Here is a 25,316-nt window from a genome sequence, read left to right on the forward strand (position 1 = left end):
CCGCATTCAAGGAGACCCAATGAAGCCCTATAATCTCGCATTGGCGATAGCACTTCTCTCTGTGCCCGTCGTCGATGTCGTCGCAGCCCCAAGTAATACCGCCACTATCATCAAGAAAAGCCAGTCTGCAAACGGTTTTATTAACTTGTTTTACGCTAAAGCCGATGGCGAGCTTTACCTGGAAGCGAACAAGTTAGATCAGCCTTTCCTGTTGCTGACAAGTTTACCCCATGGCGTAGGTTCCAATGATATCGGCCTGGACCGTGGTCAACTCGGTTATACCCGCATGGTGCAATTTGAGCGTCATGGTCCCTACTTGATTTTGAAGCAGCTCAATACTCAATATCGTGCCAGTAGCGATAACGCCGCCGAGCAAAGAGCGGTTAAAGAAGCCTTTGCCGAGTCAGTGCTCTGGCGAGGCAAGATCATAGATGGAAAACGGGATCTTGTGTCGATCAATGATCTGGTGATTAACGATCTTCACGGCATCTCCTCGGTGCTCGAAGACACTAAGCAGGGTAGCTATCAGCTAGATAAAAGCCGTTCACTCATCTTACCCGAAGGCGTTAAGTCCTTCGAGCGTAACAGCGACGTGGATGTCTTGTTGACCTTCAACAGTGCCAAGGCGGGTAACTATGTGGCCCAGGTGACGCCCGATGCTAATCATATGTCGGTTCGTCTGCGTTACTCCTTCATTCAGTTGCCGGAAGAGGGCTATGTGGCTCGCGATTACCACCCCATGAGCGGCTACCTATCCGATGAGTATTTGGATTTCGGTACTCAGGTTAATCAGGATATTCGTCAGCGTCATCTGCTGCGCCATCGCTTGCAGAAGGTGAATCCGGGATCTGAGCCCAGTGAAGTGATCGAACCTATCATTTACTACTTAGACCCAGGTGTACCTGAGCCAATTCGCAGCGCACTCTTAGAGGGAGCTGGCTGGTGGGAAGAGGCATTCGAACAGGCCGGATTTATCGGTGGATTCAAGGTCGAGTTATTGCCAGAGGATGCCGATCCTCAAGATATTCGTTACAACGTGATCCAATGGGTACACAGGGCGACGCGCGGCTGGTCTTATGGCTCGGCGGTTGCCGATCCCAGAACCGGCGAGATCATCAAGGGACATGTGACCTTAGGCAGTCAAAGGGTCCGTCAGGATCATCTGATTGCCCGCGGTCTCACTGCTGGCTGGGAAGATAGACAGGCTGCTGAAGATGCGTCTATGGCGCTTTCACTGGCTCGAATTCGTCAGCTGGCGGCTCACGAAGTTGGCCATACCTTAGGTTTCGATCATAACTTCGCCGCCTCGAGTAATGATAATGCCTCAGTGATGGATTACCCCCATCCACAGGCGACATTGAAAGGTGAGAAGATAGATATTTCGGCGCCCTATGGCGTCGGAGTCGGTGCCTGGGATAAGTATATTGTCGAATATGGTTATAGTGAATATGCCGACTCTGCCGAGGAATCGGCTAAATTATCTGAATTGATGACTCAGGTGCAGCGCCAGGGGCTACGCTACATAGGTGAAGCGGATTCTCGCTCGAAAGGGGCCAGTAATGCTTATGCCAGTCTCTGGGATAATGGTAGTGACCCCGTTGCCGAGCTTATCCGTATCGATAAGGTACGAGCCAAGGCGATCGCTGATTTTTCTCCCTCAGCATTACTCGCCGGGCAGCCTAGGGGGGAGCTAAGCGATATCTTCGTGCCCATTTATCTGCTCAATCGTTATCAGATCACCGCCGCGGCTAAATTCATCGGTGGCACAGATTATAGCTATAGCGAAGGCGTCGAAGGTGAGTCATGGCACTATATTGCGCCTCAGCTGCAAAAGAGTGCCCTGGATGCCTTACTGGAGACCTTGTCACCCAAGGCGTTAGCTATCTCCCAGACATTGCAGGAATCCTTAGTGCCCAAGGCGGGCAATTACAACAGAACACGGGAAAGTTTTGATTCGGGTCTTGGTGTCATCACTGACCCTCTGGGTATGGCCGAAGTCTTGAGCCGTCATACGGTGCAGAAACTTCTCGCGCCTCAGCGACTAAATCGAGTGAATCAGGGCTATATTGGCGACAGGGAACAACTATCTGTTCCGGCATTAGTCGATAAGCTGCTTGGCAGTACACTGTATGAGGATATTCCCAATGGTGCCGAGCAAGGGGTCTGGATGCGGGTCAACAGCGTGATACTCGATGAGTTGTTAGCGAGTTACCATGCTAAACAGACACGACCCGAAGTGAAGGCGCAACTGGCGGATCGTCTGCGTTATACCCTCAAGCAGCTTAAACGTAAGGTGAAGCGGGTCAGTGCCTACGAGGCCGCTCACTTTGCCTGGCTTGCCGATGGCGTTGAGAGAGGCATGAAAGATGCTAAGGTTAAGCTGATAGCCCAGCCGCTTAAGATGCCACCTGGCTCGCCGATTTAGCAGCTGGTAGAGCCGAGATGATGCTTCGCTGGGCGCTTCGCTGGTAGAGCTGAGATGATGCTTTGCTGGTAGAGCCGAGATGATGCTTTGCTGGTAGAGCCGAGATGATGCTTCGCTGGTTGAGCCGAGATGATGCTTCGCTGGTTGAGCCGAGATGATGCTTTGCTGGTAGAGCCGAGATGATGCTTTGCTGGTAGAGCCGAGATGATGCTTTGCTGGTAGAGCTGAGATGATGCTTTGCTGGTAGAGCTGAGATGATGCTTTGCTGGTAGAGCCGAGATGATGCTTCGCTGGTAGAGCTGAGATGATGCTTTGCTGGTAGAGCCGAGATGATGCTTTGCTGGTAGAGCTGAGATGATGCTTCGCTGGTTGAGCCGAGATGATGCTCTCTTAGGGCGCAGCCGTCGTCTTAGCTTTTAACCCCATGTATTACAGTAAAAAACATGTCGGGTATGCAACTTTTTAAGGTGACGAATGTCTATCCTTGTGTCATCCATTCCTTGTAGCATTTTTTAAGGCTGAATAATTTAACTCATGGCAAAACAGATCATACATCTGCTGTTGTTTATCGCATTAGTTGGACAAAACCTCTTGTCGCCGGCGATGGCCATGCCCGACTTTTTACATTCCATGAGTCATAAATCTGCTTTGCTACAGGAAGCTGGCTCTCAGCAAAAAGATGAGGTCCGACAAACTGTTGCTACCTCTACCCTTGAGGCTAAAACCTCAACCAGTCCAGATCTCCCCCAAAGTGTCGTTCAGTGTGACCTAGCTTGCATCATATTAGCCAGTGGTCACTGTGTGACTCATTGCGCCTCTATGACTGGTATATTTATCCAATCTTCCCTAGATTTGATAGCTTCTACATCCAGTGAACGGATCCCTAATCGACTCTGGTCTATTCAGACTGCCGATGCCGCACAAGTTTATCGCCCTCCAATAAGTTAATTCCAACTCTCTTGTGGTTTTTCTTTTCTACTCACAGTTCTATTCCTGACTTAACAATGGTCTTGTTTAGGAGTTGTCCTGTAGTGAAATTGCTCAGCCACGCCCCCAAAGTTTATTTTGGCAACTTAATCACACTTGTATTAATTTGCATCAAATGTAATTAATTTGTTCACAATTTGTAAAAACTAACTTAGAGTTGTTGTTACATACTTGTGGTCAAAAAAGATTGGAGTTTTATATGAAGTTATTAACCAGCGTGGCCTTATCTGCAGTATTTGTGTTTTCATCGGCGTCTGCTTTTGCAGATATTCCTGATTTTTCTAAGACATCGGCTGCAAAATCCAGCTACGATTTTTCAAATAATCAGCCTGCTAAGGGAAATCAGTTGCAACAAGTGTCGACCCGACATGATTTTTCTAAAACGGTAGCGGCAAGCGACAAATATTTGTTTTCTATCAATGAACCAGCAGTCGCCGAAAAGGGTGTGAACCCTTCGACTCAACATGATTTCTCTACGACAACGGCAATGAAGCGTATCTAAGAGTTAGCCGTTAAAAGTACTAATTTAATAAATAGGAAATAGTAAGAAGCAAAGGCCCGGATTAAGATGGATTGTTCTGGGCCTTTCTTTTTTCACTGATTGCTTATTGCTTATTGCTTATCGCTTATCAGCTTTATCCAGGCTCTTATCCAAAGCGTGCCCCAGTCGATAGGCATCGATAACCCCAACCAGCCAGCCAATGATAAATGTCCAAGTGGCAATAGATGCGTAGAGTGCCTTTGCGCCACTGGGTTGCTCGGTGATCATCTGATAGATCAGATTAAAATCCAGCGGAACGGCACCGGATAATATCTGATCTGAGATCTCTTGTGCTCGCTCTACCGCCTGATAGAGGAGATAGACTAGCCCGCTCAGGCTGACGGCAGAGATAAGGGTGCCGATATTATATTTCTTCAAGTAGAAATGGCCTGTTCCCGGACAGACGAAGGCTGAGATCAGCGCGGCTGTGATTGCCTTTTTCATATGAGCTTCTTTGTTGCTAGATACGTATGTTGCAATCATTCTAAATCAATTCGACGAATGGCCCGCTGTAAAAATGTCACTTTGTCGATGAATTTTTGTTTATTTTCTGAGTTGGACTCGTTTGTTTGGCTAGCGTCTAACTGGCTCTGGACGCCTGCGAGTTCCTGTACTAACCAGCCGCGGATCATCACGTAATAACGTGAATCTGTACCATATTGGCTTATGGTGGCGAGTGACTCGGTATCATTTGGCTTAGTTAAGGCGTCTGAAATTTCCTCGACCATGACGCCGACTCGATAGGTCTGCGAAGGATTATCATCTAATTGATTCCCTTGAGCAGTGACAGGCATAGTGCTCAATAGGCTGGCGGCCAAGGTAAAGGATAAGAGGTGGGCATATTTCATTTGAATCGACCTATAAATGGGGAGTCACTCCCAATACAGTATCAAGGTATTGGCATTAATGCCGCTTTAATGCTTCCTCGGGCTAAAAGTAAACCCGATCCGCAATGGGATCGGGATTGCCGGGAAGCAAGTTACTTGTTAATCGCTGAGTCGTTAGCCTTCTCCTTGTTCTTTCCTCTTACTACTTTCTTTTTTAAGCCATTTTTTGCTGTTGTTTCCTTATGCCTGTTTAGGGTAAGGAATACGGAATGCCAAGGTATAAGTGACGGGTAAGACGATGAGTGTCAGCACTGAGGCGAAGCCCAGGCCGAAGATAATGGTGATAGCCATAGAGCCAAAGAAGGCATCAGATAGCAGAGGCACCATTCCCAACATAGTCGTTATCGCAGCCATCAACACGGGTCTTACCCGGCTCACGGACGAATCGACCACAGCCCGATAAGCCTCCTTGCCTTCACTCAGTTCCAGATTTATTTGATCTACCAGTACTATGCCATTTTTGATGATCATGCCAGTCAGACTCAATAGACCTAGCAGCGCCATGAAGCTGAAGGGAGCATCGAATATTAGTAGGCCAGATACCACACCTATTAAGGCTAGTGGAACGGTAAACCAGATAACCAGAGGCTGACGCACCGAGTTAAACAGCAACACTGTAATGAGGAACATGGCCAGATAGCCCATAGGTATTGAGCTAAATACCGAGACCTGGGCCTCTCCTGCTGTCTCGTACTCGCCTCCCCATTCGAACTCATAACCACTTGGAAGTGGGATGGCTTCTATGTCCGCTCTGATTTTTCGAAACACCGAATCTGCAGTCTCATCGGTGCCGTTGATTGGATCGGCATACACGGCCAGCATACGTTTCCTGTCGCGGCGCATGATAAGCGGGTTTTCCCACTCGGTGCTGAACTCTGAGACCACCTGAGTGGCAGGCACGAAGACGTTGTTTTCTGAGCTCCAGACCTGAAGTTTCCACAGGCTGTCGGCATCGAGGCGTTCCTCGGCCGGAGCCCTGGCTATGATGGGCATCAGATGGCTGTTCTCACGATAGACACCGACTTGCTTACCACTGAAGTTGACCAGCAGTGAGTTATCGAGATCTTGTTTGCTGATCCCGGTTTCACGGGCCTGAGCGAGTGCAAGTTGCGGGCGGATCAGAGTCACCTGATTACGCCAGCTATGTCTCACACCTACGGCTGTCGGCTCAGCATCTAAAATAGCCTTGGCTTGGGTAGCAAGCTGGCGCAGTACCAGAGGATCTTCACCGTAGAAGCGCGCCTCTATCTTAGCCGCAGGGCTAGGACCATTCTCCATATATTTGAAACGATACTCGGCTTCGGGATACTTGAGGCTTAACTCCTTCTCTAAGGTGCGCATGTATCTATCTAAGCTGGTGAGATCTGTCATCTCGATCAGTAGCTGACCGTAGGAGCTGTAGCCTTTCTCCGGGACATAGGAGAGCACGAATCTTTGGGCGCCCTGACCGACAACACTGGTGAGGTTAACCAGACCGATATCATGGGTCTCTTGCTGGGCGAGCAGGTCTTTTTCTATGCGGCCGAGCAGGTGTTCTGTCGCCTTAATATCTGTGCCTTCGGGCATCCATACATCCACGAAGAACATAGGCGTATTTGAGGCTGGGAAGAAGACATTTTTCACGTATCCGAAGCCCATTACCGAAGTGAACAGTGCCGCGATAACGATGAGCAGGGTGACGGCGCGAAAACGCATCGCCAGATTTAAGCTGGTACGGTACAACTGGAATATCAAGCCCTTGTAAGGGTCCTCAATCTCATCACTGCTGACTTCGCCATCTTTAAACATCAAGTGGCAGAAGAAGGGGGTTAAGGTCATGGCGGTGATCCAACTGATAAACAGCGAGATCAGTAAGACCTGGAATAAGGAGACACAGAACTCACCCGTGGCCGTGTCTGACAAGCCAATCGGAGCGAAGGCAAGAATAGCGATGACTGTGGCGCCAAGTAGCGGCCATTGAGTCTGTGACACCACCTGTTTAGATGTCTCTAGTCGGCTTTGGCCACGCTTGATGCCTATGAGTATGCCTTCGGTCACCACGATGGCGTTATCGACCAGCATACCCAGGGCGATGATGAGGGCGCCGAGGGAGATGATCTGCAGCTCAATATTGAGCACTTTCATCATGATGAAGGTGCCTAATATGGTCAATAGCAGTACCAGTCCCATCAGTAGACCGGCACGCACACCCATGAATACCAAGAGCACGACGATCACTATGGCAATAGACTCGGCCAGATTGATTAAGAAACCTGTGATGGTCTGATCGACCATCTTGCTCTGGTCATAGACAGTGTTGAGTTCTATGCCTATTGGACGCTCGTTATCTAGCTCGACGAGTCTTTCATTGATGGCTGCGCCGACATCGACCACGTTGACGCCACTGGAAAATGAGATGCCGATAGACAGGGCTGATTCGCCATTGCCGTGGTAGATATTGGTTGGAGTCTCATCGTTATCTTTATAGACCTGGGCTATATCGCCAAGGTAGACCAATTTTGTACTGCCTGGCGCGCTGATTAACAGGCGCTCCATCTGCTCCACCTGACTAAATTCACCGGTGGGGTGGATACGAATGCGATTATCGCCCACGCGGATACTGCCGGCATTGGAGACGACGTTCTGGCTATTGATCAGGCTATAGATGTAGTCTTGATCCAGGCCTAGGGCATTGAGTTTCTGCTGGGAAATCTCGACCACGACTTGCTCGGTAATTTTGCCGGCTATGGTGACTTTTTTCACACCATCGACAAGCACAAGTTCACGCCTGAGAAAATCGGCATAATTTTGTAACTCACGGCTAGTGTAGCCATCCCCTGAAATGTTGAGCAAAATACCGTACACATCGCCGAAATCATCGATAACAGAAGGAGTCGCAACCCCTGGTGGCAGTTCACCTATTTTGTCGTTGATCTTACGGCGTACCTCGTCCCACACCTGAGGCAGTTCGTCTGCACCGTAATGCTCGTGGACCTCAATCTCTATCTGAGACAGGCCGGCACTGTTGATCGAAGTGATATGCTTGATAGCATCGAGTTGTTGCAGGGCATCTTCCAGAGGAAGGGTAACCTCCTCTTCGACCTGTTCGGGTGAAGCGCCAGGGTAGGCGGTGACAACGAGTGCCTGCTTGAGGGTGAACTCAGGGAATTCGAGCTGACCTAGCCCAAGAAATGAGATGCTGCCCCCACGAGTAGCAATAGGGCAAACATCCAGCTCACCACTTTATGTTCTATAGAGTATTGTGCGAAATTCACGGCGTAAAATCCTTGCAGGCGAAAAAGTAAAAATAAAGGCTTAGATGATATTAAGTAGGATTGGTATTACACCCCGCGTTGCCAGTGGAGAGGTTTAACTTTCTGTTCTGCTGACAAGTACTGTACACCGGCTACCACTAGTTGATCGCCCTTGTTCAAGCCTGTTAAGATCTCTATGCCATCTGTGGTGACTCGGCCTAAGGTGACGATTTTCGGAGTCACCTTGCCTGTGTCTGCATGGTAGAGCCAGATGATACTCTCACCATCTTGATCACGCTTCATCACTGCACTGGCTGGGATCACTGCCTTATCTAACTGGGAGTCTATAGAGAGATCTAAGGTCAACTCGGCGCTCATACCAGGAAGAATATTGATTTGAGTGGGTCTGGGGAGTGTGAAGACTACTTCGTAACTTTGAGTGCCTGGAGTCACTTGAGTCGCGTGCTCTTTCAGTTTTACCGGATAGGCTTGCTCCGGCTGAGCGCTGAAACGTACCTGAGGTTGAAATTTAGCATGGGGATTAAATTTGATTGCCTGGCTGGCCATAGACTCAGGTACCTGGATCACCACGTCGATATTACGATCTTTCTGTAACACGAGCACCGACTGGTTTGCTTGAATCATCTGATAATTGTCTATGGCGATCTTAGCGACCGTGCCGTCATATGGTGCGAGCAAATTGGTGTAGCTCAATTGATCGCGGGCGTTGGCCAGAGCAGCAGTGGCTGATTTGAGTTGAGCCTTAGAGAGATCGTAATCTGCCGGTGAGATCAACTGGCGGCGTAAGAGCTCACCCTTACGTTTATAGTCGGCGGTGGCGAGCTCATGATCGGCTTCGCGGTTGAGTAAGGTATTGCGGGCATCTCTGTCATCCAGCCTAGCCAAAATAGCGCCTTTTTTCACATGCAGACCTTCCACCAGAGTAAAATCGATCAGCTGACCGGACACTCTAAAGCCTAAATCTGCCTGCTTAGTGGCGGCTATTTTTGCCGGAAAGACACGAATAGAAGCAGCATTAACATCTGTGACTTCCAATAACTTCACTGGTCTAATGCTTTGTGGGGCAACTTCGATCGACTCTGCGCTGCAGCCAGCCAATATGCCTGTGATCATTAAGGCTGCGAATGTTTTTGCTAGGTACTTCATAAACCAGTTTCCATGTGTGCGACAAGATGTATCAATACTGGCTAAGATAGCAGTATCTAATATTGAACAAAATGGGAATATATGGAATTATAAGTTCCATAAAATGAGACTGTTTAGGCTTGATTGTTAAAATCAAGCGTGAGCATGATCATTTTCGTTACCGATTTGAGTGTGAAAATCATCGAGAGTTAGTGAGAGTTAGTTATGAAAACTGAAGATATTTCCCTGTTCCATCGCATCGTAGAAACGGGGAGTTTAGTAGAAGCTTCGGATCTGCTGAATCTGCCTAAGTCGACCGTGAGCCGCCGTCTGCAGGCATTAGAAGATGAGCTTAAGGTTAAATTATTTCATCGTCAGAGCCGAGCCATGACGTTAACGGCTTCGGGGAGCCATTTCTACGACAAAACCTTAGCAATCCTCGGGGATCTTGAGCAGACTCTGGTGGAGCTCACGGATACTCAAGCCGAGATTGGCGGCCACCTACGTATCCTCATGTTTCCCGTGCCCGAGCTACTGGATATTGCCAATGGCATTTTCGAGTTTATGGATCATCACCCTGAGCTCACCGTCGAGCTGATTGTCAGCACTGATCCTCAGGATATGATCCGTAACAATATCGATCTCGCCTTTATGGTAGAAGATTCATTTAATGAAAATGAGATGGTGGCGCGAGAGGTGATCAGCGAAGAGCTGCATTTTGTTGCCAGTCCGGATTATCTGGCCAAGGCTGGCACGCCTGTGTTGCCAGAGGAGCTCGAGCTGCATAACTCTATACTGTTTCGTTACCCTAACGGTCGAATTTTCAATGAAGTCCCCTTCGGCAATGATATGAAGATAGCGGTGAAAGGTAACTTGTGTCTCAATAGTATTCAGCTCTGTCTGGAAGCGAGCCTAACTGGCCGGGGTATTGCTTTTTTGCCCACAAAGCTGACTCGTGAGTATGTTGAGCGAGGTGAGCTGACTATGTTGTTTGAAGATGTAGAGCCTTACGTCGGCAAGTGCTACCTGGTCTATCCTTCAAGACGTTTCATCAGCTTAGCGAGCCAGAGGTTTATCGACCACATGCTAGGCGCGCTTGAGCGTTGTAGTGCGGGTAAAGGTTGCGGAAGGGAGGAACGGCTACGTGGATCTATTAAGTCATGGGTCTAACTTAAGCCAAATTTGAAGATGTAGAATCATATAATGTTGGCAAGTGCTACCTGGTCTACCCTTCAAGACGTTTCATCAGCTTAGCGAGCCAGAGGTTTATCGACCACATGCTAGGCGCGCTTGAGCGTTGTAGTGCGGGTAAAGGTTGCGGCCGAGAAGAGCGGCTACGTGGATCTATCAAGTCCTGGGTTTAATGAAGCCCAGGACCTAGGGTCTAGGCTTTAGATCCTAGGAACTCGTACCTTTTCCATTACCTATCCCCCTGGTTATTTGTTAATCTAAATAAACAAATAAATGACAGCGCTGTCACCTGCTTCGCTGTCTGATGCTCTTAGCTGTAAATGACCACGGGTGAGAATGAACTAATACCAATCGGTATAAGACAGATAGGGATATAGAATATGATGTTGATTGAGTCTAAGCAAAGGTCACAGGCAATCGAAAATAGTGAACGACCGATATTGTCAGAGAGCGTGTTACTGTTAATCTGGGTGTTAGCCTCCCTGTTATTATCGGCCTGTGGGGGAAGCAGTGGCTCAACGGCTAAGGTGCCTGTCGATACAACGTCTATTAGCTCTGGCAGCACGGATAACTCTGGCAATAATGATTCTGGTAATGGAAAAACCCCAAGGGCGAGTGTCACGCTAGCTGGTGTCGATTATCAACCCATCTTGGATGAACTCGCTCTGCCAACCTACTGGGCAATTGATAGTGAGCCAAGTGAAGAGATGTTATCAGGACTTAACGCTCAATTAGCCAGGCTTTCCAATGCCTTCTCTAGCCAATTTACGCTCGACACTTTTGTTTTAGGCATCAAGCTAGATCCGCTGCAAACTCAAGCTTTTATTATCGACATTTCTAGCTCCGAACTAGGTCAGAGTCGAGTGATCTTGACCCTTGCTGTAGTCCCTGAAGATAGCGTCCTTACTCAGCCTTTGGCTAGGGCTATCTATCTGGCCTTAAGACAGGCTCATCAAGTTGAAGATGGTCTGCTGGGCAAACTAGTGAGTAACGGATTAGCACTGCATTTTATTGAGTCAAAGCTCAAGCCTGCTCATTTATACCAAGAGACAGAATTGATAGGTGTAGCACTCAATGATGCAATCACTCAGGCTAAGTCAGCTATCGATAATGAAATTGATAACGGCACTGGTGTCGATGTTTGGTTTGATGGGACAGAACCGAAAGATGATGGTATTGCCTGGAAGCTAGGTTATTACTTAGTGGAGCAGCATTTCAGCCGTTATCCAGGCAGCGATGCCAGCAATGCATTCTCACTGGACCCTGGGCTATTTCGGATTAACTTAGCTTCGTCGATAACAGTGAATCATAAGGATGAGCAATACGTCAGAACTGGCGATGTGGCTAATCAAGTCGAGATCAGTGAGCTTACCAGGCAGGCCAGTGACTATATCGGGGCCTATTTTCTTGAGGGGTGGAATCGAGACAAGCTTATCGCTTTAACCTTCGATGATGGCCCCTCTATCTATACCACCCAGATTTTAGATCTCTTGGCTCAGTATAAGATCCCGGCCAGCTTCTTCTGGATGGGTCAAAACATGAAGTCCAATCAAGCCATTATGTCGCGAGCCTTAGCCGAGGGGCACACACTAGCAAACCACAGTTGGAGCCACCCTCATGGGCGCTCATTGACGAATAATGATCTGTGGCAAACGCAAATACTGAAAACCAATGAGTTGTTTGAAACTATGTTAGGTATTTCACCTCGCTTCTATCGTCCACCCTATGGCGAGATCACTGATGAGCAAGTAGCCTTCCTGGACGAAAAAGGCATGAAAGTGATTTTATGGTCGGTGGACACCCGAGACTGGAACTCACCTATAGTCACGGTAGAGAATATCAGTGATGTGATGATCAATAATCTGCATCCCGAGGTGATTAACCTGATGCACGACGCTGGTGGCAACAGGACAAATACCGTCGATGCTCTGCCTGCCGTTATCGATTACTACCGCAGCCAAGGGTATCGATTCGTTAATCTGGAGACCATGCTTGGGATTAGTGATAAAAGCTAACACAGTAGGAACGCCGAAAGTGGTTACGGATAACGGAACACTTAGTTATCCGTAAGCTTACACAGGTGTTATAAAAACTCAATGGAATCGAGGAAAGCCATGGCGGTATTTTCCTCTTGTGTATCACTGTAGCTGGCCATAAAGACCAGTAGATGTTCGCCGACAATAAACACCTGCTGTACTAAGGTGAATTCTTTCTCTTGAGCCGTCATTTTCATCGTCATCTGGTAGCCCCGCTTGCCATTTTGATCGATAAAACCACGATCCTGTTTGACGGAAAAGCTTTTGCCAGCAATATTGCCGTAGATAGAACCTAATTGATCAAACTTCTGGTATTCATCAGGGATGAACTCTATGTCGGACTCCTCAAAGTTCTCCATGGTTGAGCTCACGGACATCGCGACCATAACAATTGGCTTCTCTTTGCTTTTAGGAGCGATAATTGACTCTATATCAGAGGTGGTATCCGTGCTGCGACTGACTTGAGATCCGCTTAGCATTTTAACTTTTACGGGGACAGACGAGAGATGGTAGCCTGTGAGGGGGAGGGCGGCAAACCACTGTTGATAAACAAAGGTGATGATTACAGCGATAACAGTGATTTTAAAGAGATTATACATATCTATCCTTACATTCCATGTATGAGGCTAACAGTGCTATTCCGATACAATATTACTGTTTTAACAATAGAAAAGCTATTACGCATGTAGGTTAGTCTAAGCTTGCTTCGCTCTGTCTTGAGCCACTTATTAGCCTTCTTAGTCCGGCGCGACTATGATCCCCAGTGGTGTCAGCAGTTGCTCCTGCTGCCACTGGTTTATCATCACGCCCTCGAGCTTGACGTTGCGGGGATCCAGTCCATCCAGTTCCACCCTGCATAAGTTACTGCCTTCTAGCTCGAATGTGCCCCATTGTGATTGGGAGAACTCGCCGCCGCTGAGATCTGATCCCTTCATAGATGCGCCGAGTAGGTTAGCGCCGCGCCAGCGATTGTCCATCAGGTCGCACTTCTCTAATTTGGCCGACTCTAAATTGGCGTAAGAGAGGTTAGATTCCGTGATGTAGGCGCTGCAGAAGAAGGTCTTGTGGGTGATCTGGTTAGCAAAGCTGGCCCGGGCGAAGTCCGCACCTTGTAGGTTGCATTCCCTAAGCTCGATACCGAAACAGCGAGCCCCGATAAATAGCGCCATGCTCAGGTTACAGTGTTTGAAGCTGGCGCTAATAAGAGTGGCATAATTGAAGTTACAGCCTTCACTCGTGCCCGTCTCGACGAACCTGCAATTAATAAAGCAGGCATCGGTCAGATCGGCGCGACTGAAATCACAGCGATAAAATTCACAGCGTTCGAACCTGGCATCCTGCAGATCTTCGCCACTGAAGTTAGCATCGACAAATGTTTTGTCTGTGTAAGTATCAGGCTGCATATCAGTCAGTTACCTTTCGCGTTATTTTTTAGTTTCAGGGGCATAAGCTTGTGTGTATTTTAGCTGCTCCGGCTCGGAGATATTTTTCGCCAGAATATAACAGGCGATACCCATCAGGGTGTTAGTGATAGGCAATGCCAGTAGCAGGCCTTTGACACCACCCAGGTAAGACCCCAGAGCGGCCAAAGGCAGCATGATCAGAAACAGGCGACACACATTGAGGACCAGAGAGCTCATGGGTCTGTGGTAGGCATTGAGTGATGTGGCCATCAAGATAACGATACCCAGGGGACCGTAGGCGGCGGGGATCATTAAGATATAGAAAGACAACCACTCTACGACTTGAGGGTCGCCACTGAATAACTGAGCAATTGGCTCGGCTAATAGTAGCAGTGGCAGGTAGAGCAAGGTCTGAAACACCAAAATAAATTTGAGTGATAGCAGCAAGGCATCACGGGCACGTTCGGTCTGACCCGCGCCTAAGTTTTGGGCGATAAAGGGCACCAGGCTGGATGATAATGCCATCACGGCTATTAATAATACGGACTCGATACGGATCCCGGCGCCGAAGGCGGCGACTGCACCATGATCGATACGGGCTAGCATGGCCATGATCATCGCATTGGCGAGTGGGTTGAGTAGGTTCATCAGGGCCGCAGGCTGAGCGATATGAGCCAGCTGTTTCCAGTTGCACTTGAGGCGCTCAATGTTGAGGTCGGCAAACTCCACTAAGTGACGCTTAAATATTAACAGATAGCTGGATAACGACAGGGCTACCGCCCAGGAAATAACCGTGGCTATGGCCGCGCCTTGGATCTCTAGTCTGGGAAAAGGGCCGATGCCGAAGATAAGCAGGGGATCGAGAATAAGGTTAATCAAGGCCGCCAACATCATAATCTTAGCCGGTGAGCGAGTGTCTCCCGTGGCACGCAGTCCCTGATTACCAACCATGAGCAGCACCAACAGAGGGGCTCCCAGATACCAGATAAACATGTAGTCATCTATCAGTGGCAGGCTGGAGTCATTGGCGCCCAGCAGGCTAAATAACGGGCCCATGCACAGGCTACCCAGCATGGAGATAAGCGCAGTCAGCATAAAGGTCAGTAACAATGAGTCATGCAGAAACACCTTGGCCTTATCTGCCTGACCACCGCCTATGAGACGGCCTAAGTTAGTCGACACACCGGCGCCTATACCTATGGCTATGCTGGATATAATCAGAGTCACTGGGAAGGTGAAGCTGATGGCCGCCAGAGATTCGGTGCCTAACTGACTGATAAAAAATGTGTCGACTAGGCTGAACCCAAGAATGGTCAAGATACCAATCAGGTTTGGGAGGCTCATATTTAGCAGTACACGACCGATTGGCTGGGTGAGCAGCCCGTGTCTGTCTTTCATGGAGAAGTCTTGTCTTGTCTACTGGAGGAGGGCAATTCTATCAGGATTGGTGCTGCTTTTATAAAAGCCGGATAAAAAAAGTGAGATTATTTTTGTAAAGACCTTGGTTCTCATCTAGATGGCCCCATATATCCAACATCAAGCGACGTAATTTACAGATAATTTTGTCGTAAAATTTTTTATTTGCCTGCCTTAATATGTTGGGCAAAATCATTAGGAGAGTCCATAGATGAACATTCGTCCATTACATGACCGTGTCATAGTTAAGCGTTCTGAAGTTGAATCAAAATCTGCTGGTGGCATCGTACTGACAGGTAGTGCTGCCGAGCAATCGACTCGCGGTGAAGTTCTTGCAATAGGCAATGGCCGAATTCTTGAGAATGGTTCTGTTCAACCACTAGACGTAAAAGTGGGTGACATAGTGATCTTCAACGAAGGTTACGGCGTGAAGAAAGAGAAGATTGATGGTGAAGAAGTTCTGATCCTTTCAGAATCTGACCTAATGGCTGTAGTGAGCTAAGCACTTGCTAAGAACTCATTAAGTTTCAGCATCCCATTCAAACAAATTTTAAAGGATAAAGAACATGGCAGCTAAAGAAGTATTATTTGGTAACGACGCACGTGTAAAAATGCTTGCGGGCGTAAACATTCTAGCAAACGCAGTTAAAGTCACTCTGGGCCCTAAGGGTCGTAATGTGATTCTGGACAAGAGCTTCGGCGCACCACTGATCACCAAAGATGGTGTCACAGTAGCTAAAGATATCGAACTTGAAGACAAGATCGAGAACATGGGCGCGCAGATGGTTAAAGAAGTTGCTTCTAAAGCCAACGACGAAGCCGGTGACGGTACCACTACCGCTACCGTTCTTGCTCAATCTATCGTTAACGAAGGCCTTAAAGCCGTCGCAGCTGGCATGAACCCAATGGATCTTAAGCGCGGTATCGACAAAGCGGTTATTGCAGCCGTTGCCGAGCTTAAAAACCTATCTCAAGAGTGTGCTGACACAAATGCTATCACTCAGGTTGGTACTATCTCAGCTAACTCTGACGAGACTATCGGCGAAATCATCGCAACAGCGATGGAGCGCGTAGGTAAAGAAGGCGTTATCACAGTTGAAGAAGGTCAGGCTCTGGAAAACGAGCTGGACGTAGTAGAAGGTATGCAGTTCGATCGCGGTTACCTGTCTCCATACTTCATCAACAAGCCAGAGACTGGCAGTGTTGAGCTTGAAAGCCCATATATTCTTCTTGTAGACAAGAAAGTATCTAACATTCGTGAGCTACTGCCTATCCTTGAAGGTCTGGCTAAGACTGGTAAGCCACTGCTTATCGTCGCCGAAGACGTTGAAGGTGAAGCCTTAGCGACACTCGTAGTCAACAACATGCGCGGTATCGTGAAAGTTGCTGCCGTTAAGGCACCAGGTTTCGGTGACCGACGTAAGGCTATGCTACAAGATATCGCTATCTTGACCGGCGGCACCGTTATCGCTGAAGAGATTGGTCTAGAGCTTGAGAAAGCCACTCTGGAAGATCTTGGTACGGCTAAGCGCGTTATCATCACTAAAGATGACACGACTATCATCGACGGTGCTGGTGAAGAGAGCCAAATCAAGGCTCGCGTTTCACAGATTAAGATCCAGGCTGAAGAGTCTACCTCTGATTACGACAAAGAGAAGCTACAAGAGCGCATGGCTAAGCTAGCCGGCGGTGTTGCAGTGATCAAGGTCGGTGCAGCTACCGAAATTGAGATGAAAGAGAAGAAGGCACGTGTAGAAGATGCACTTCACGCGACTCGCGCAGCAGTCGAAGAGGGTGTTGTTGCCGGTGGTGGTGTTGCTCTGGTACGTGTTGCCAGCAAGATTGCTGATATTGAAGTACTTAACGAAGATCAGAAGCACGGTGTGGTTATCGCAATTCGCGCCATGGAAGCTCCTCTACGCCAGATCGCGATTAACGCGGGTGAAGAAGGTTCAGTTGTTGCTAACAACGTTAAGAACGGCACTGGTAACTACGGTTACAACGCAGGTAACGACACTTACGGTGACATGCTTGAGATGGGTATCCTAGATCCAACTAAAGTGACTCGTAGCGCGCTACAGTTCGCAGCATCTATTGCTGGCCTGATGATCACAACCGAATGTATGGTTGCCGAAGTTCCACAAGATGCTTCTGCACCTGATATGGGCGGCATGGGTGGTATGGGTGGTATGGGCGGCATGATGTAATTTTTGCTTTTTTGACTGGTCTAAATCGGTGATTACGGCGTTGCTGTTCGCTCGCGTAAGAAAGACTACGCGTCGCTCACAGCGCCTTGTACTAACACGATTTATCCTTCGCCAAAATTAGCAAAAAATCATTGCTGGTCTAAAGCCTCATTTCTTGAAAAAGAGTAATTAAATCCTCGATATTGAAAAATATCGGGGATTTTTGTTTTCTAGCTGTCAGCGCAACTGATTACACCGTCATTCCGGCAATGTTTTTAGGCCGGAATCTAGCTTTTAGCTAAATGTGCTCTGACCAAGTTTGTTTTCGAAGGCATTTATCCGCATTAATCCATCTATCAAGCCCCGATTAAGGGGATTTTTTGCGAGTCAGGTAGCCTCTGAATCATTCACCTCTTGGGGCTGGTGGACTTGGTTATACGGTTTCTTCTATCTTACTGTTTCTGTTAGTATTGCCATAGGAGGAGTTATGGCAAATATATCTCATAGAGCAAAGTCTGTTATCGAAGAATACTTGAAGATGGGTCAAGGGTATTTACTTGATTTCAGCGATAGAACTTTTAATGCGTTCTTTATGGACTTCGGTATAGATATGACTGAGGATAAATATTATCGGCTATCTTCTGGATCTAAAGCAAATAGGTTCAGGGTGCTTATGGAGGATGCCAGTAATGAAGAATTGGCCAATGTGCTTAGTTACCTCCTAGGTCAAAGGAAGCTACTAGATGAAAATACTCAGGGGTATGAAGCACAACCAGTTCTAGAGATGAGCTTTACTGATGTGATTAAGGAATTAGTCTCAGTAAATAAACAGATACCGCCATGGGAAAACCCTGTGGAAAAGAAGGTGCCTAATACTCTAACTAATCTCGTTGCTCAGTCATTAGTCAAAAGAAGAACACCGCGATCCAGTGCTGATACCCCTCTAGTGCTTTCCCCATTAATTACTCAGCAATCCTTTCAGCCTAGGCAGGAAAAGGTAAAAAGTGTTCAGAGTGAGGAACCGAAATCGTTAAAAAAAGTCTTTATCGTTCATGGTCATGATGAGCTGGTAACTCTTTCTGTTAAGTCATTTATTCAAGACTTAGGGCTTGTGCCGATTATATTAAGAAGTCAGGCAAGTGCGGGTCAAACTATCCTTGAGAAACTGATTAGCTATGGAAAGGTTGATTATGCGATCATCCTATATACACATTGTGATGAAGGTAGAAAGGCTGGGGATACTGACTTTAAGCCGCGAGCAAGACAAAATGTCGTGTTCGAGCATGGGTATTTTATCGGTACGCTAGGACGAGATAAGGTAGCGGCGATTGTAAAGCAAGGTGTCGAGATTCAGAATGATATCAGTGGCGTTGTTTATATAGGTTGGAGTGATGGTAGCGATTGGAAAACACAGCTAGTAATAGAGCTTGAAGCCGCTAAGCTTAAGGTTGATAGGGGGGCTGTGTTTAAGTAATTATTCTGCTGAATAAGTGGGGTCAGGGACAAACCTCCCTAGACTCTAAACCACCTGCTCCGTACAACCACACTCTTGGCAGTTAAGCGTGTAGGTTTCTCTTCGTTTCTGTACTTTAGTATTCTTACTTTGGCACTTGGGACAGGCCTGTTTCATCGGCGTGTTCTTAGTGCATATGTTGCATTTAACGTAGTAACCGAATTTGCCATACATTGGGGTGTAGTTTGTTGATTCACCACAATGTTTACAGCGTAATTCGCTCTTAATTGTTTGAGCGCTTTGTGAGTGTTGGGTGGACTGTCGTTCGGTTTTCTGTGTTGTGCTTTGATACACGGCTACGGGTACTTGTATCTGCTGGGGATTACTTGGTGCAGGCGTTGTTTCCTTGATAGTTTTTTTCGATTCTATGCTCTTTTCTATGTTCTGTTCGAGCAGGAAGGTGCCTATTGATTCTAGCTCTGCTTGAGAAAAGTTTGGCCGGGTATCGCTAATGTTTACGAGTCTCATGAATCTATTTCTGATGTTCATGAGCTTATTTAGCTTCTCTACTAGAAACTCTGATTTTACTAGTTGTTCTGATACTGGGGTTGGTATGTTTTTCCTATCGATGACGGCATCGCTGGATATGGCGCAGAGATGATCCCAGCAGCGCATGCCAAAGCCTTGCTGTTTGATGCCTAGTAACTTGCCTAACATCTGGTTTTTATGTGCCCGTAATAGCTCTTTGAGAAGGGCTTGCTGTAGCTCCACCTGTTTTATGGGTGAGGCCATGCCTTGCCAATTTTTGTTATGGCTTCTAGTCCACTCACCTTGCTTATTCACTTTGACATGGCCCTTGATGCTCTTGGATTCGATCAACACGAAGCCATAGGGATAGATAATCAAGTGATCGATTTGCGCCGTTTCATCATTGAAAGTGAATTTGAAGTCATTGATGACCAGCACTTGCTGGTTATCTTTATATGCTCGGCGCAGGAAAAAGGCGACATTCGTCTCTTGCTGTTGACCTGCAATCGCTTGAGGTGACTTTGTGTTCTGCACTCGCTTAGTTTTGAGAATCATTTATCAATAGCATCCATTCACTGCTTTAACTCTGTCGTTTGGTAAGAGCTAGCAGTTTGATAATAATCAGCATGATAATAGCGGGTTTAAATTATTAATTACACTAGTGTCTTGTTCAAAATTAACCATTCCTAAAAATGGGGTCAGACTCTGACCCTATTTATCACCAATACTCAAACTTCCCCCGACTTTTACACTACATAAAGTTTTTATGACTAGAGTTAACTAAGATAGTTTGGCTTGAAAAAATGCGTTTATTTGAAAAGTTTATGCAGCAGAAATATTGTCAATATCAAATAAATCAAATATGATTGCTGGCAATTTAGTTGCGCGCAATTGTTGTGGGGCTTAATTGAATAAACGTATTCAATGGCTCTGTAGGTGTCGCCGCCATAAGCTTATGGGCAAGAGTACAAGATACCACTGGTAACTCTGTGAATGCCTGTAGCGAAAACACGATTTAAATTTGGCTCGTTTTATAAGCTTTAACAATAAGGAACACCATGAAAACAGTATTAACTATTGGTCAATGGATGATGATTTTGTTCATTACACTGATCAGCAGTACAGTGAGTTATGCGGCAACGCCTGAAGTTGCATCCGCCGTTATAACTATCGACGAAGAGAGTTTTAGCTGCATACGAGAAATGACGCCAGTGCGCCATTTTTACGTAGACAATCTGCTGGGAGACATTGAAGGAACTCTGGCCGCAGCAAATTCTCCTGAGGGGGCTGTTTATCCGACCGGATCAGTGGTGCAACTGGTACCTACGGAAGTGATGGTCAAGCGCGAGCCAGGTACTTTTATGGCAACCGGTGACTGGGAATTTTTTGAATTGGAAGTTAATGAAAGTGGTTCTACAATTGCAAAACGTGGTTTCGTTGATGTGGTGAATCGTTTTGGTGGCAACTGCTTCGCTTGTCATGCGCCCGCTAAAGAGAAATGGGACTTTATTTGTGAGTCAGGACACGGCTGTGAACCGATCCCAATTAATCATAAAATGACCGGAGCATTACAGCGCTCAGACCCGCGTTGTGGCCCTGCGATATTGGAGTCTGGTGATACTATGGCGCTAATAAAACTTAAGGCTATGGTCGGTATTGGCCTGACCAAAAAGTGGCTGGAAGATTTGTTTTAAGCTAATCAATCGGGCGCCGTCAGGGTCAGGGTCGACTCCTTTGTAGGGGCATTCTATTTCCTGCCCCCACATATTTTGAACTCGGCCAGCTATAATAATTAACTATGGCTGTTGGTCGTGTCTTCCTCTTCGGGAAATGCCGCTTCAACCTTTTCTAATTCTTGTTCATCTCTAAGCTTCATTGCTTCTTGTGCTTTAATCTTCGCTTCTTCCAGAAGCACTGCTTGTCTTTCCTTAAGGCTGTGCTTCTCTGACTTAGTCAGAAACTTAAAGGCTTTCTTATTGGCTAGTGCGTAAGCAACGACATCTTCGCCCTTTACCCTGCGCTCATCCACTCGCTGTGAAAAACGTTCATTATCTCGGGCTTTACGCTCTTCGGCATTTAACTTGTTCATATCTTGTATCCTCATTAGTTAATCACGGTAGGTTTCACTACGCTCAGTCAAACAAATGAGATCTGTTGCACATTCATAAAGCTGATAGCAGGATTTTAGCATAAGATGCGTTTCAAGCCCCATGGTATCTAGCTTTAGCCTACCTTTAGTCAGGTTTTAGGCCGTCTTTGTTATTTTGTTGTTGTTTTGTTATTTCTACTTTTTCATAATGATAAGTCACCTGACCTGATATAGAGGATATAAGGTGGTATTTTGAGTTTAGCTTTGGCTGCTTATTAGTACTAGAATGAACGACTAACTAGCTGATCAACTGTTAAATTAACCGACGTATAATGTGTAGAGAATTATGAAAGATAAAATTGGAATTATTGAGCGCCAATCGATTTCCATCGGTCTTGTTGCCAACTTTGTGATGGCATTGAGCGGCTGGTTTACATTCTACCTGTCAGGGTCTGAAGCTCTGCTACTAGACGGTAACATGTCATTTATCCTGTTTTTATCTTCTATAGTGGCGTTTAAAATCTCGAAAATTAAGACTATTCGTTCAGAGACATTTCCCTTTGGTTTGTACGTTACCGAAGCTCTGTATTCGTTGATGAAAGGCTTGTTGTTGCTCGGCGTTATCATCTCGGCCATAACCTCTAATGCCAATAAGGTCTTCCAATACTTGGAAGGAGAGCCGCTTAATATGATTAAGACAGGACCAATCGCCTACTATGCGATAGCCATGGTATCAATATGTTGGGGTTTATCGGCAATGTATCGAGTGCAAAACAGGCGTATTAAGATGGGTAGTTCAATGCTCAAAGTTGACCAAAAAGCCTCATTTATCGACGGAATACTTTCGGCTTCCACGGGTGCTATCTTAGTTGTGATTGGTTATGTTCAACCCGGAAGTCAATTTGACTTTCTGCTGTATATTGGTGATGCCTTGTTAGTGATACTTCTCGCTATTGCAATACTTGGTCAGCCTGTAGGCATTATTAAAGAGGCATTTGTTGAGTTGGCGGGTGGTAAATTGCAGGATGAAGCACAACATCAACTTATCGAAGATAAAGTAAATCGCCAACTTGAACTGCAAGGAATAAGCTCCGAGTCACTCAATATCGGTAAGACTGGTAGTAGCTACTTGGTGATTATTAGCTTGTCTTTAAGTAAGTTATCAGGGAGTAATAGCAATGCCGTCATGATGATGAAGGAATCTTTGAAGGCAGAGCTTACAGATGAGTTTACTTTTGTTGATGTTGAGTTGGTATTGGTTTAATTTGTTAGAGTCGTTGAGCATCTTATATTAATCCTACTAATAATGTGATCTTTCAGCCTGAGTGGCTCTGAACTGATCACCTATTTATAGTGGGACTGGTATTATCAGCTGACTTCTCACTAGCGGTGAACTTCCCTGATATGAACTTAGCCATCTTCTTACGTGCCAGTTGCGCTTCAGGAATATAATATGAAAACGCTTGAAATACATGCCACATTCCTTCGTAGATATCTAATTTCACCTCACCACCTTGACTGTCAATTTGTTGGTAAAGACGTACCGCATTACTCAAAAATATCTCTTTAGTTCCAGCTTGAATCAAAGTAGGTGGAAATGGCTTGCTATAATCGCCGTATACAGGTGAAACATAAGGATGCTTTTGATCTTTAATATCAGCGTAAGCATCTGCCGACGGTTTCAGGAGTAACTCATACAGATAAAGTGGATCGGCATCTTTTAAAGTATGATAAGTATCGCCTGTTTCGGTTATATCAGCCCAAGGAGACCATAATACCAATGCAGCAGGAAGCTCTTCACCTAGATCACGCATCTTAAGTATACTGCTTGCCGCTAGCCCTCCGCCTGCAGAGTCGCCATATACAGCGATATCTGACATTTTGTAGCCAAGCTTTTTTAGCCCTTTAAACACACTTAAGACTTGATCGATAATAATGTCATATTGTGCATGTGGCGCGAGGGTATAATCGACTGAGATGACTCTAGTCCCGGTATCTGCAGCGACAGGGACACTACTGGCTAGTGTAGATTCAGGGTTATAGGCAACATAAGCACCACCATGAATATAGACAAGGACTTTAGCGTTATCTTGCCAATTTTGAGGTTTAATATCGAGTATTCGTACACCCTCGAGCATCATTTCCTCTATATGAGGCTGATAAAGTGATACCACTGAATCATTGAATGATTTTACCTGTTCGTTTGACAAATCTTGCAACTGCTTCCAGCCCTCACTATCAAGCTCAGAGGGAATAACAGAAGCATTTCTAATTTCATGGGAGAAGGTTTTACTTAGGAAAGCCTGCCCCTCTGCAGAGATGGTTGATGGCACATAAAAATCAGCCGCTATCGTCGTAGAATTCATACGTAATTATGATCGTCCTAATACTTTTCTATTCATCTTTCACAACCATTTTTAGAAGATTTATTGGTGGCTATAAAATCAACTTTGGATTAATAAAAAATCAAGCCATTCACTGGAAATCAATAACATCCTAATCTACAGCTAGTTACCAATTTTCTACTTACTTATAAAAGCCAATCGAGCTGAACGATGGCTAATTCGCAGTCGGATAAATGGTGGGTGTGCAACTGGTTTTCTAATGAAGATAGTAACATGGCCATATATGGCCTTCATGTGTTATTTAAAAGGCTCAGCGGTTGAAGTCAATACAAAGCAACTTCCAGAGCTTTACACTCAATACTTGGCCTGCTGCGCACGCTTAGATATGCCTGAACCACCTAAGGTGTATTTATTGGCGGCCGACGGTATGTTGAATGCGTTAGCGACACGTTTCTTGCGTCGTAATTATATCGTGCTTTTTTCTTTCATCGTCGATGCGTTAGAAACCGATAAAGATGCACTCAATTTTTATATCGGTCACGAGCTTGGTCACATTCGCCGTAATCACTTGGGCAAGGGACCGTTATTGGTATTTTCGGCTTGGTTACCTTTGATTGGCCCGGCCTACGCAAGAGCGTGTGAATACACCTGTGATTTGCATGGCGAGCGTTGTTGTAACAACCCCGGTTCTGCCACTAATGCCGTAGCGGTACTCGCAGCTGGGGTAGAGCAATGGAAGCGGATGAATGTCGAGCAATACATTAATCAAGCCAAAGAAACAAATGGCTTTTGGATGTCACTGCACGAGCTAAACGGCAGCTATCCTTGGTTGACTAAGCGTATGGCTCGGGTGCATGCACGGTCTACCGGCAGCACTTATTTCCCACCATCACGCCACGCCGTCGCTTATTTATTTAGTATGTGTGTACCACGTATGGGCAATGGTGGTGGGGGATCATCGTATTAGCGGCAATCATAGGTATTATGGCTGCTATCGCGATTCCTCAATATAAACAATATCTAGAGAAAACAAATTCAAGCGTAGAAGCCGCGGAGATGAGTCAGTATGACACTGACGAAGTGGAGGCTGAGGCACAAGTAACAGATATCACTCTGGCGATTAAAAGTGTCGAAACCAACCACAAGGCGATGATGCCTGTGAGCGAGGCGGTTGAAGCCTATTATAAGACCCGCAATGAGTGGCCTGGGGATGTGGCTGATATCGCATTAGAGCGTGAGTTGCCTACCTACTGGTTATACAGTGATGGCATTTTAAGTTTTCTAGGTTCTGCAGCTTTAGGTGATTATCAGCAATATGAGATCTACTTAATCCCGAACGTGGATGAAATGGGCTACATCAGTTGGAGGTGCACTAGTGAACACATTCCAGATGACTATTTACCAGTAGATTGCCAAGGCTAACTTGGCTCCAAGTCTATGCTATTACATT

Annotated in this window: 19 protein-coding genes and 3 pseudogenes; 12 read left to right on the forward strand and 10 right to left on the reverse strand. The window is 46.4% G+C overall.

Annotated elements, in window-relative coordinates; translation table 11 throughout:
- Positions 1-19 precede the first annotated feature (19 nt).
- The 3 genes from FM037_RS02215 (at position 20) to FM037_RS02225 (ending at position 3,914) form a co-directional block, all read left to right on the forward strand.
- Positions 20-2,425, forward strand: a complete 2,406-nt coding sequence (locus FM037_RS02215; protein ID WP_144044661.1) for a zinc-dependent metalloprotease — start codon at positions 20-22, stop codon at positions 2,423-2,425.
- A 534-nt stretch (positions 2,426-2,959) separates the two neighbouring features.
- Entirely contained in the window at positions 2,960-3,373 is a 414-nt protein-coding gene (locus tag FM037_RS02220; RefSeq protein ID WP_144044662.1) for a hypothetical protein, read from the forward strand.
- Between the two features lie 238 nt (positions 3,374-3,611).
- Positions 3,612-3,914, forward strand: coding sequence for a hypothetical protein (locus FM037_RS02225; protein WP_144044663.1), 303 nt, complete (start codon positions 3,612-3,614; stop codon positions 3,912-3,914).
- Positions 3,915-4,031: 117 nt separating this feature from the next.
- Here the strand turns inward: FM037_RS02225 and FM037_RS02230 are convergent, their stop codons facing one another.
- The 4 genes and pseudogenes from FM037_RS02230 to FM037_RS02245 form a co-directional block, all read right to left on the reverse strand.
- Entirely contained in the window at positions 4,032-4,397 is a 366-nt protein-coding gene (locus FM037_RS02230) for a hypothetical protein (protein ID WP_227993103.1), read from the reverse strand.
- 35 nt (positions 4,398-4,432) lie between these two features.
- A complete protein-coding gene (locus tag FM037_RS02235) occupies positions 4,433-4,801 on the reverse strand; it encodes a hypothetical protein (RefSeq protein ID WP_144044665.1) in 369 nt (122 codons plus the stop codon).
- Positions 4,802-5,020: 219 nt separating this feature from the next.
- Positions 5,021-8,094, reverse strand: a pseudogene (locus tag FM037_RS02240) (efflux RND transporter permease subunit).
- Positions 8,095-8,160: 66 nt separating this feature from the next.
- The gene (locus FM037_RS02245; RefSeq protein ID WP_144044666.1) at positions 8,161-9,240 is read right to left on the reverse strand and encodes an efflux RND transporter periplasmic adaptor subunit; all 1,080 of its coding nucleotides are present in this window, start codon (positions 9,238-9,240) and stop codon (positions 8,161-8,163) included.
- 204 nt (positions 9,241-9,444) lie between these two features.
- Here FM037_RS02245 and FM037_RS02250 point away from each other — a divergent pair, with 204 nt between their 5' ends.
- From FM037_RS02250 to FM037_RS02260, 3 genes and pseudogenes are all read left to right on the forward strand, one after another.
- Positions 9,445-10,389 (forward strand): LysR family transcriptional regulator, encoded by a 945-nt coding sequence (locus FM037_RS02250; protein WP_144044667.1) that lies wholly within the window; start codon positions 9,445-9,447, stop codon positions 10,387-10,389.
- A gap of 11 nt (positions 10,390-10,400) precedes the next feature.
- A pseudogene (locus FM037_RS28970) lies at positions 10,401-10,583 on the forward strand (LysR family transcriptional regulator); the annotation flags it as partial.
- Between the two features lie 207 nt (positions 10,584-10,790).
- Entirely contained in the window at positions 10,791-12,425 is a 1,635-nt protein-coding gene (locus tag FM037_RS02260; RefSeq protein ID WP_144044668.1) for a polysaccharide deacetylase family protein, read from the forward strand.
- A gap of 68 nt (positions 12,426-12,493) precedes the next feature.
- Here the strand turns inward: FM037_RS02260 and FM037_RS02265 are convergent, their stop codons facing one another.
- The 3 genes from FM037_RS02265 to FM037_RS02275 all read right to left on the reverse strand — a co-directional run bounded on the left by FM037_RS02265 (position 12,494) and on the right by FM037_RS02275 (position 15,247).
- The gene (locus FM037_RS02265) at positions 12,494-13,045 is read right to left on the reverse strand and encodes a hypothetical protein (protein WP_144044669.1); all 552 of its coding nucleotides are present in this window, start codon (positions 13,043-13,045) and stop codon (positions 12,494-12,496) included.
- Between the two features lie 138 nt (positions 13,046-13,183).
- Positions 13,184-13,849: a Qnr family pentapeptide repeat protein gene (locus tag FM037_RS02270; protein ID WP_144044670.1), complete on the reverse strand. Its 666-nt coding sequence runs from the start codon at positions 13,847-13,849 to the stop codon at positions 13,184-13,186.
- A 21-nt stretch (positions 13,850-13,870) separates the two neighbouring features.
- The gene (locus tag FM037_RS02275; RefSeq protein ID WP_144044671.1) at positions 13,871-15,247 is read right to left on the reverse strand and encodes an MATE family efflux transporter; all 1,377 of its coding nucleotides are present in this window, start codon (positions 15,245-15,247) and stop codon (positions 13,871-13,873) included.
- 229 nt (positions 15,248-15,476) lie between these two features.
- Between FM037_RS02275 and FM037_RS02280 the strand changes: the two genes are divergently transcribed.
- The 3 genes from FM037_RS02280 to FM037_RS02290 all read left to right on the forward strand — a co-directional run bounded on the left by FM037_RS02280 (position 15,477) and on the right by FM037_RS02290 (position 18,925).
- Positions 15,477-15,767: a co-chaperone GroES gene (locus tag FM037_RS02280; protein ID WP_013049650.1), complete on the forward strand. Its 291-nt coding sequence runs from the start codon at positions 15,477-15,479 to the stop codon at positions 15,765-15,767.
- Between the two features lie 64 nt (positions 15,768-15,831).
- Positions 15,832-17,472, forward strand: coding sequence for a chaperonin GroEL (gene groL, locus FM037_RS02285; protein ID WP_144044672.1), 1,641 nt, complete (start codon positions 15,832-15,834; stop codon positions 17,470-17,472).
- A 466-nt stretch (positions 17,473-17,938) separates the two neighbouring features.
- On the forward strand, positions 17,939-18,925 hold the full coding sequence (locus tag FM037_RS02290; RefSeq protein WP_144044673.1) for a TIR domain-containing protein: 987 nt from the start codon (positions 17,939-17,941) through the stop codon (positions 18,923-18,925).
- Between the two features lie 45 nt (positions 18,926-18,970).
- Here the strand turns inward: FM037_RS02290 and FM037_RS02295 are convergent, their stop codons facing one another.
- Complete coding sequence (locus FM037_RS02295; RefSeq protein WP_144044674.1) at positions 18,971-19,987, reverse strand: nuclease-related domain-containing protein; 1,017 nt, start codon at positions 19,985-19,987, stop codon at positions 18,971-18,973.
- 503 nt (positions 19,988-20,490) lie between these two features.
- Here FM037_RS02295 and FM037_RS02300 point away from each other — a divergent pair.
- Positions 20,491-21,126, forward strand: coding sequence for a hypothetical protein (locus FM037_RS02300; RefSeq protein ID WP_144044675.1), 636 nt, complete (start codon positions 20,491-20,493; stop codon positions 21,124-21,126).
- Positions 21,127-21,224: 98 nt separating this feature from the next.
- On the opposite strand, the gene FM037_RS02305 is transcribed toward FM037_RS02300, so the two are convergent.
- Positions 21,225-21,521 (reverse strand): DNA polymerase III subunit epsilon, encoded by a 297-nt coding sequence (locus tag FM037_RS02305; protein ID WP_144044676.1) that lies wholly within the window; start codon positions 21,519-21,521, stop codon positions 21,225-21,227.
- A gap of 346 nt (positions 21,522-21,867) precedes the next feature.
- On the opposite strand from FM037_RS02305, the gene FM037_RS02310 reads away from it, so the two are divergent.
- Positions 21,868-22,785 carry a cation transporter gene (locus tag FM037_RS02310; RefSeq protein ID WP_144044677.1) on the forward strand — a complete coding sequence of 306 codons (918 nt, stop codon included), beginning with the start codon at positions 21,868-21,870 and terminating at the stop codon, positions 22,783-22,785.
- A 76-nt stretch (positions 22,786-22,861) separates the two neighbouring features.
- On the opposite strand, the gene FM037_RS02315 is transcribed toward FM037_RS02310, so the two are convergent.
- Entirely contained in the window at positions 22,862-23,887 is a 1,026-nt protein-coding gene (locus FM037_RS02315) for an alpha/beta hydrolase (RefSeq protein WP_144044678.1), read from the reverse strand.
- A 244-nt stretch (positions 23,888-24,131) separates the two neighbouring features.
- Here FM037_RS02315 and FM037_RS30280 point away from each other — a divergent pair.
- Positions 24,132-25,288 (forward strand): annotated as a pseudogene (locus FM037_RS30280) (M48 family metallopeptidase); the annotation flags it as partial.
- Between the last annotated feature and the right edge of the window lie 28 nt (positions 25,289-25,316).

The sequence above is a fragment of the Shewanella psychropiezotolerans genome (assembly GCF_007197555.1).
GTDB classification, from domain to species: Bacteria; Pseudomonadota; Gammaproteobacteria; order Enterobacterales; family Shewanellaceae; genus Shewanella; species Shewanella psychropiezotolerans.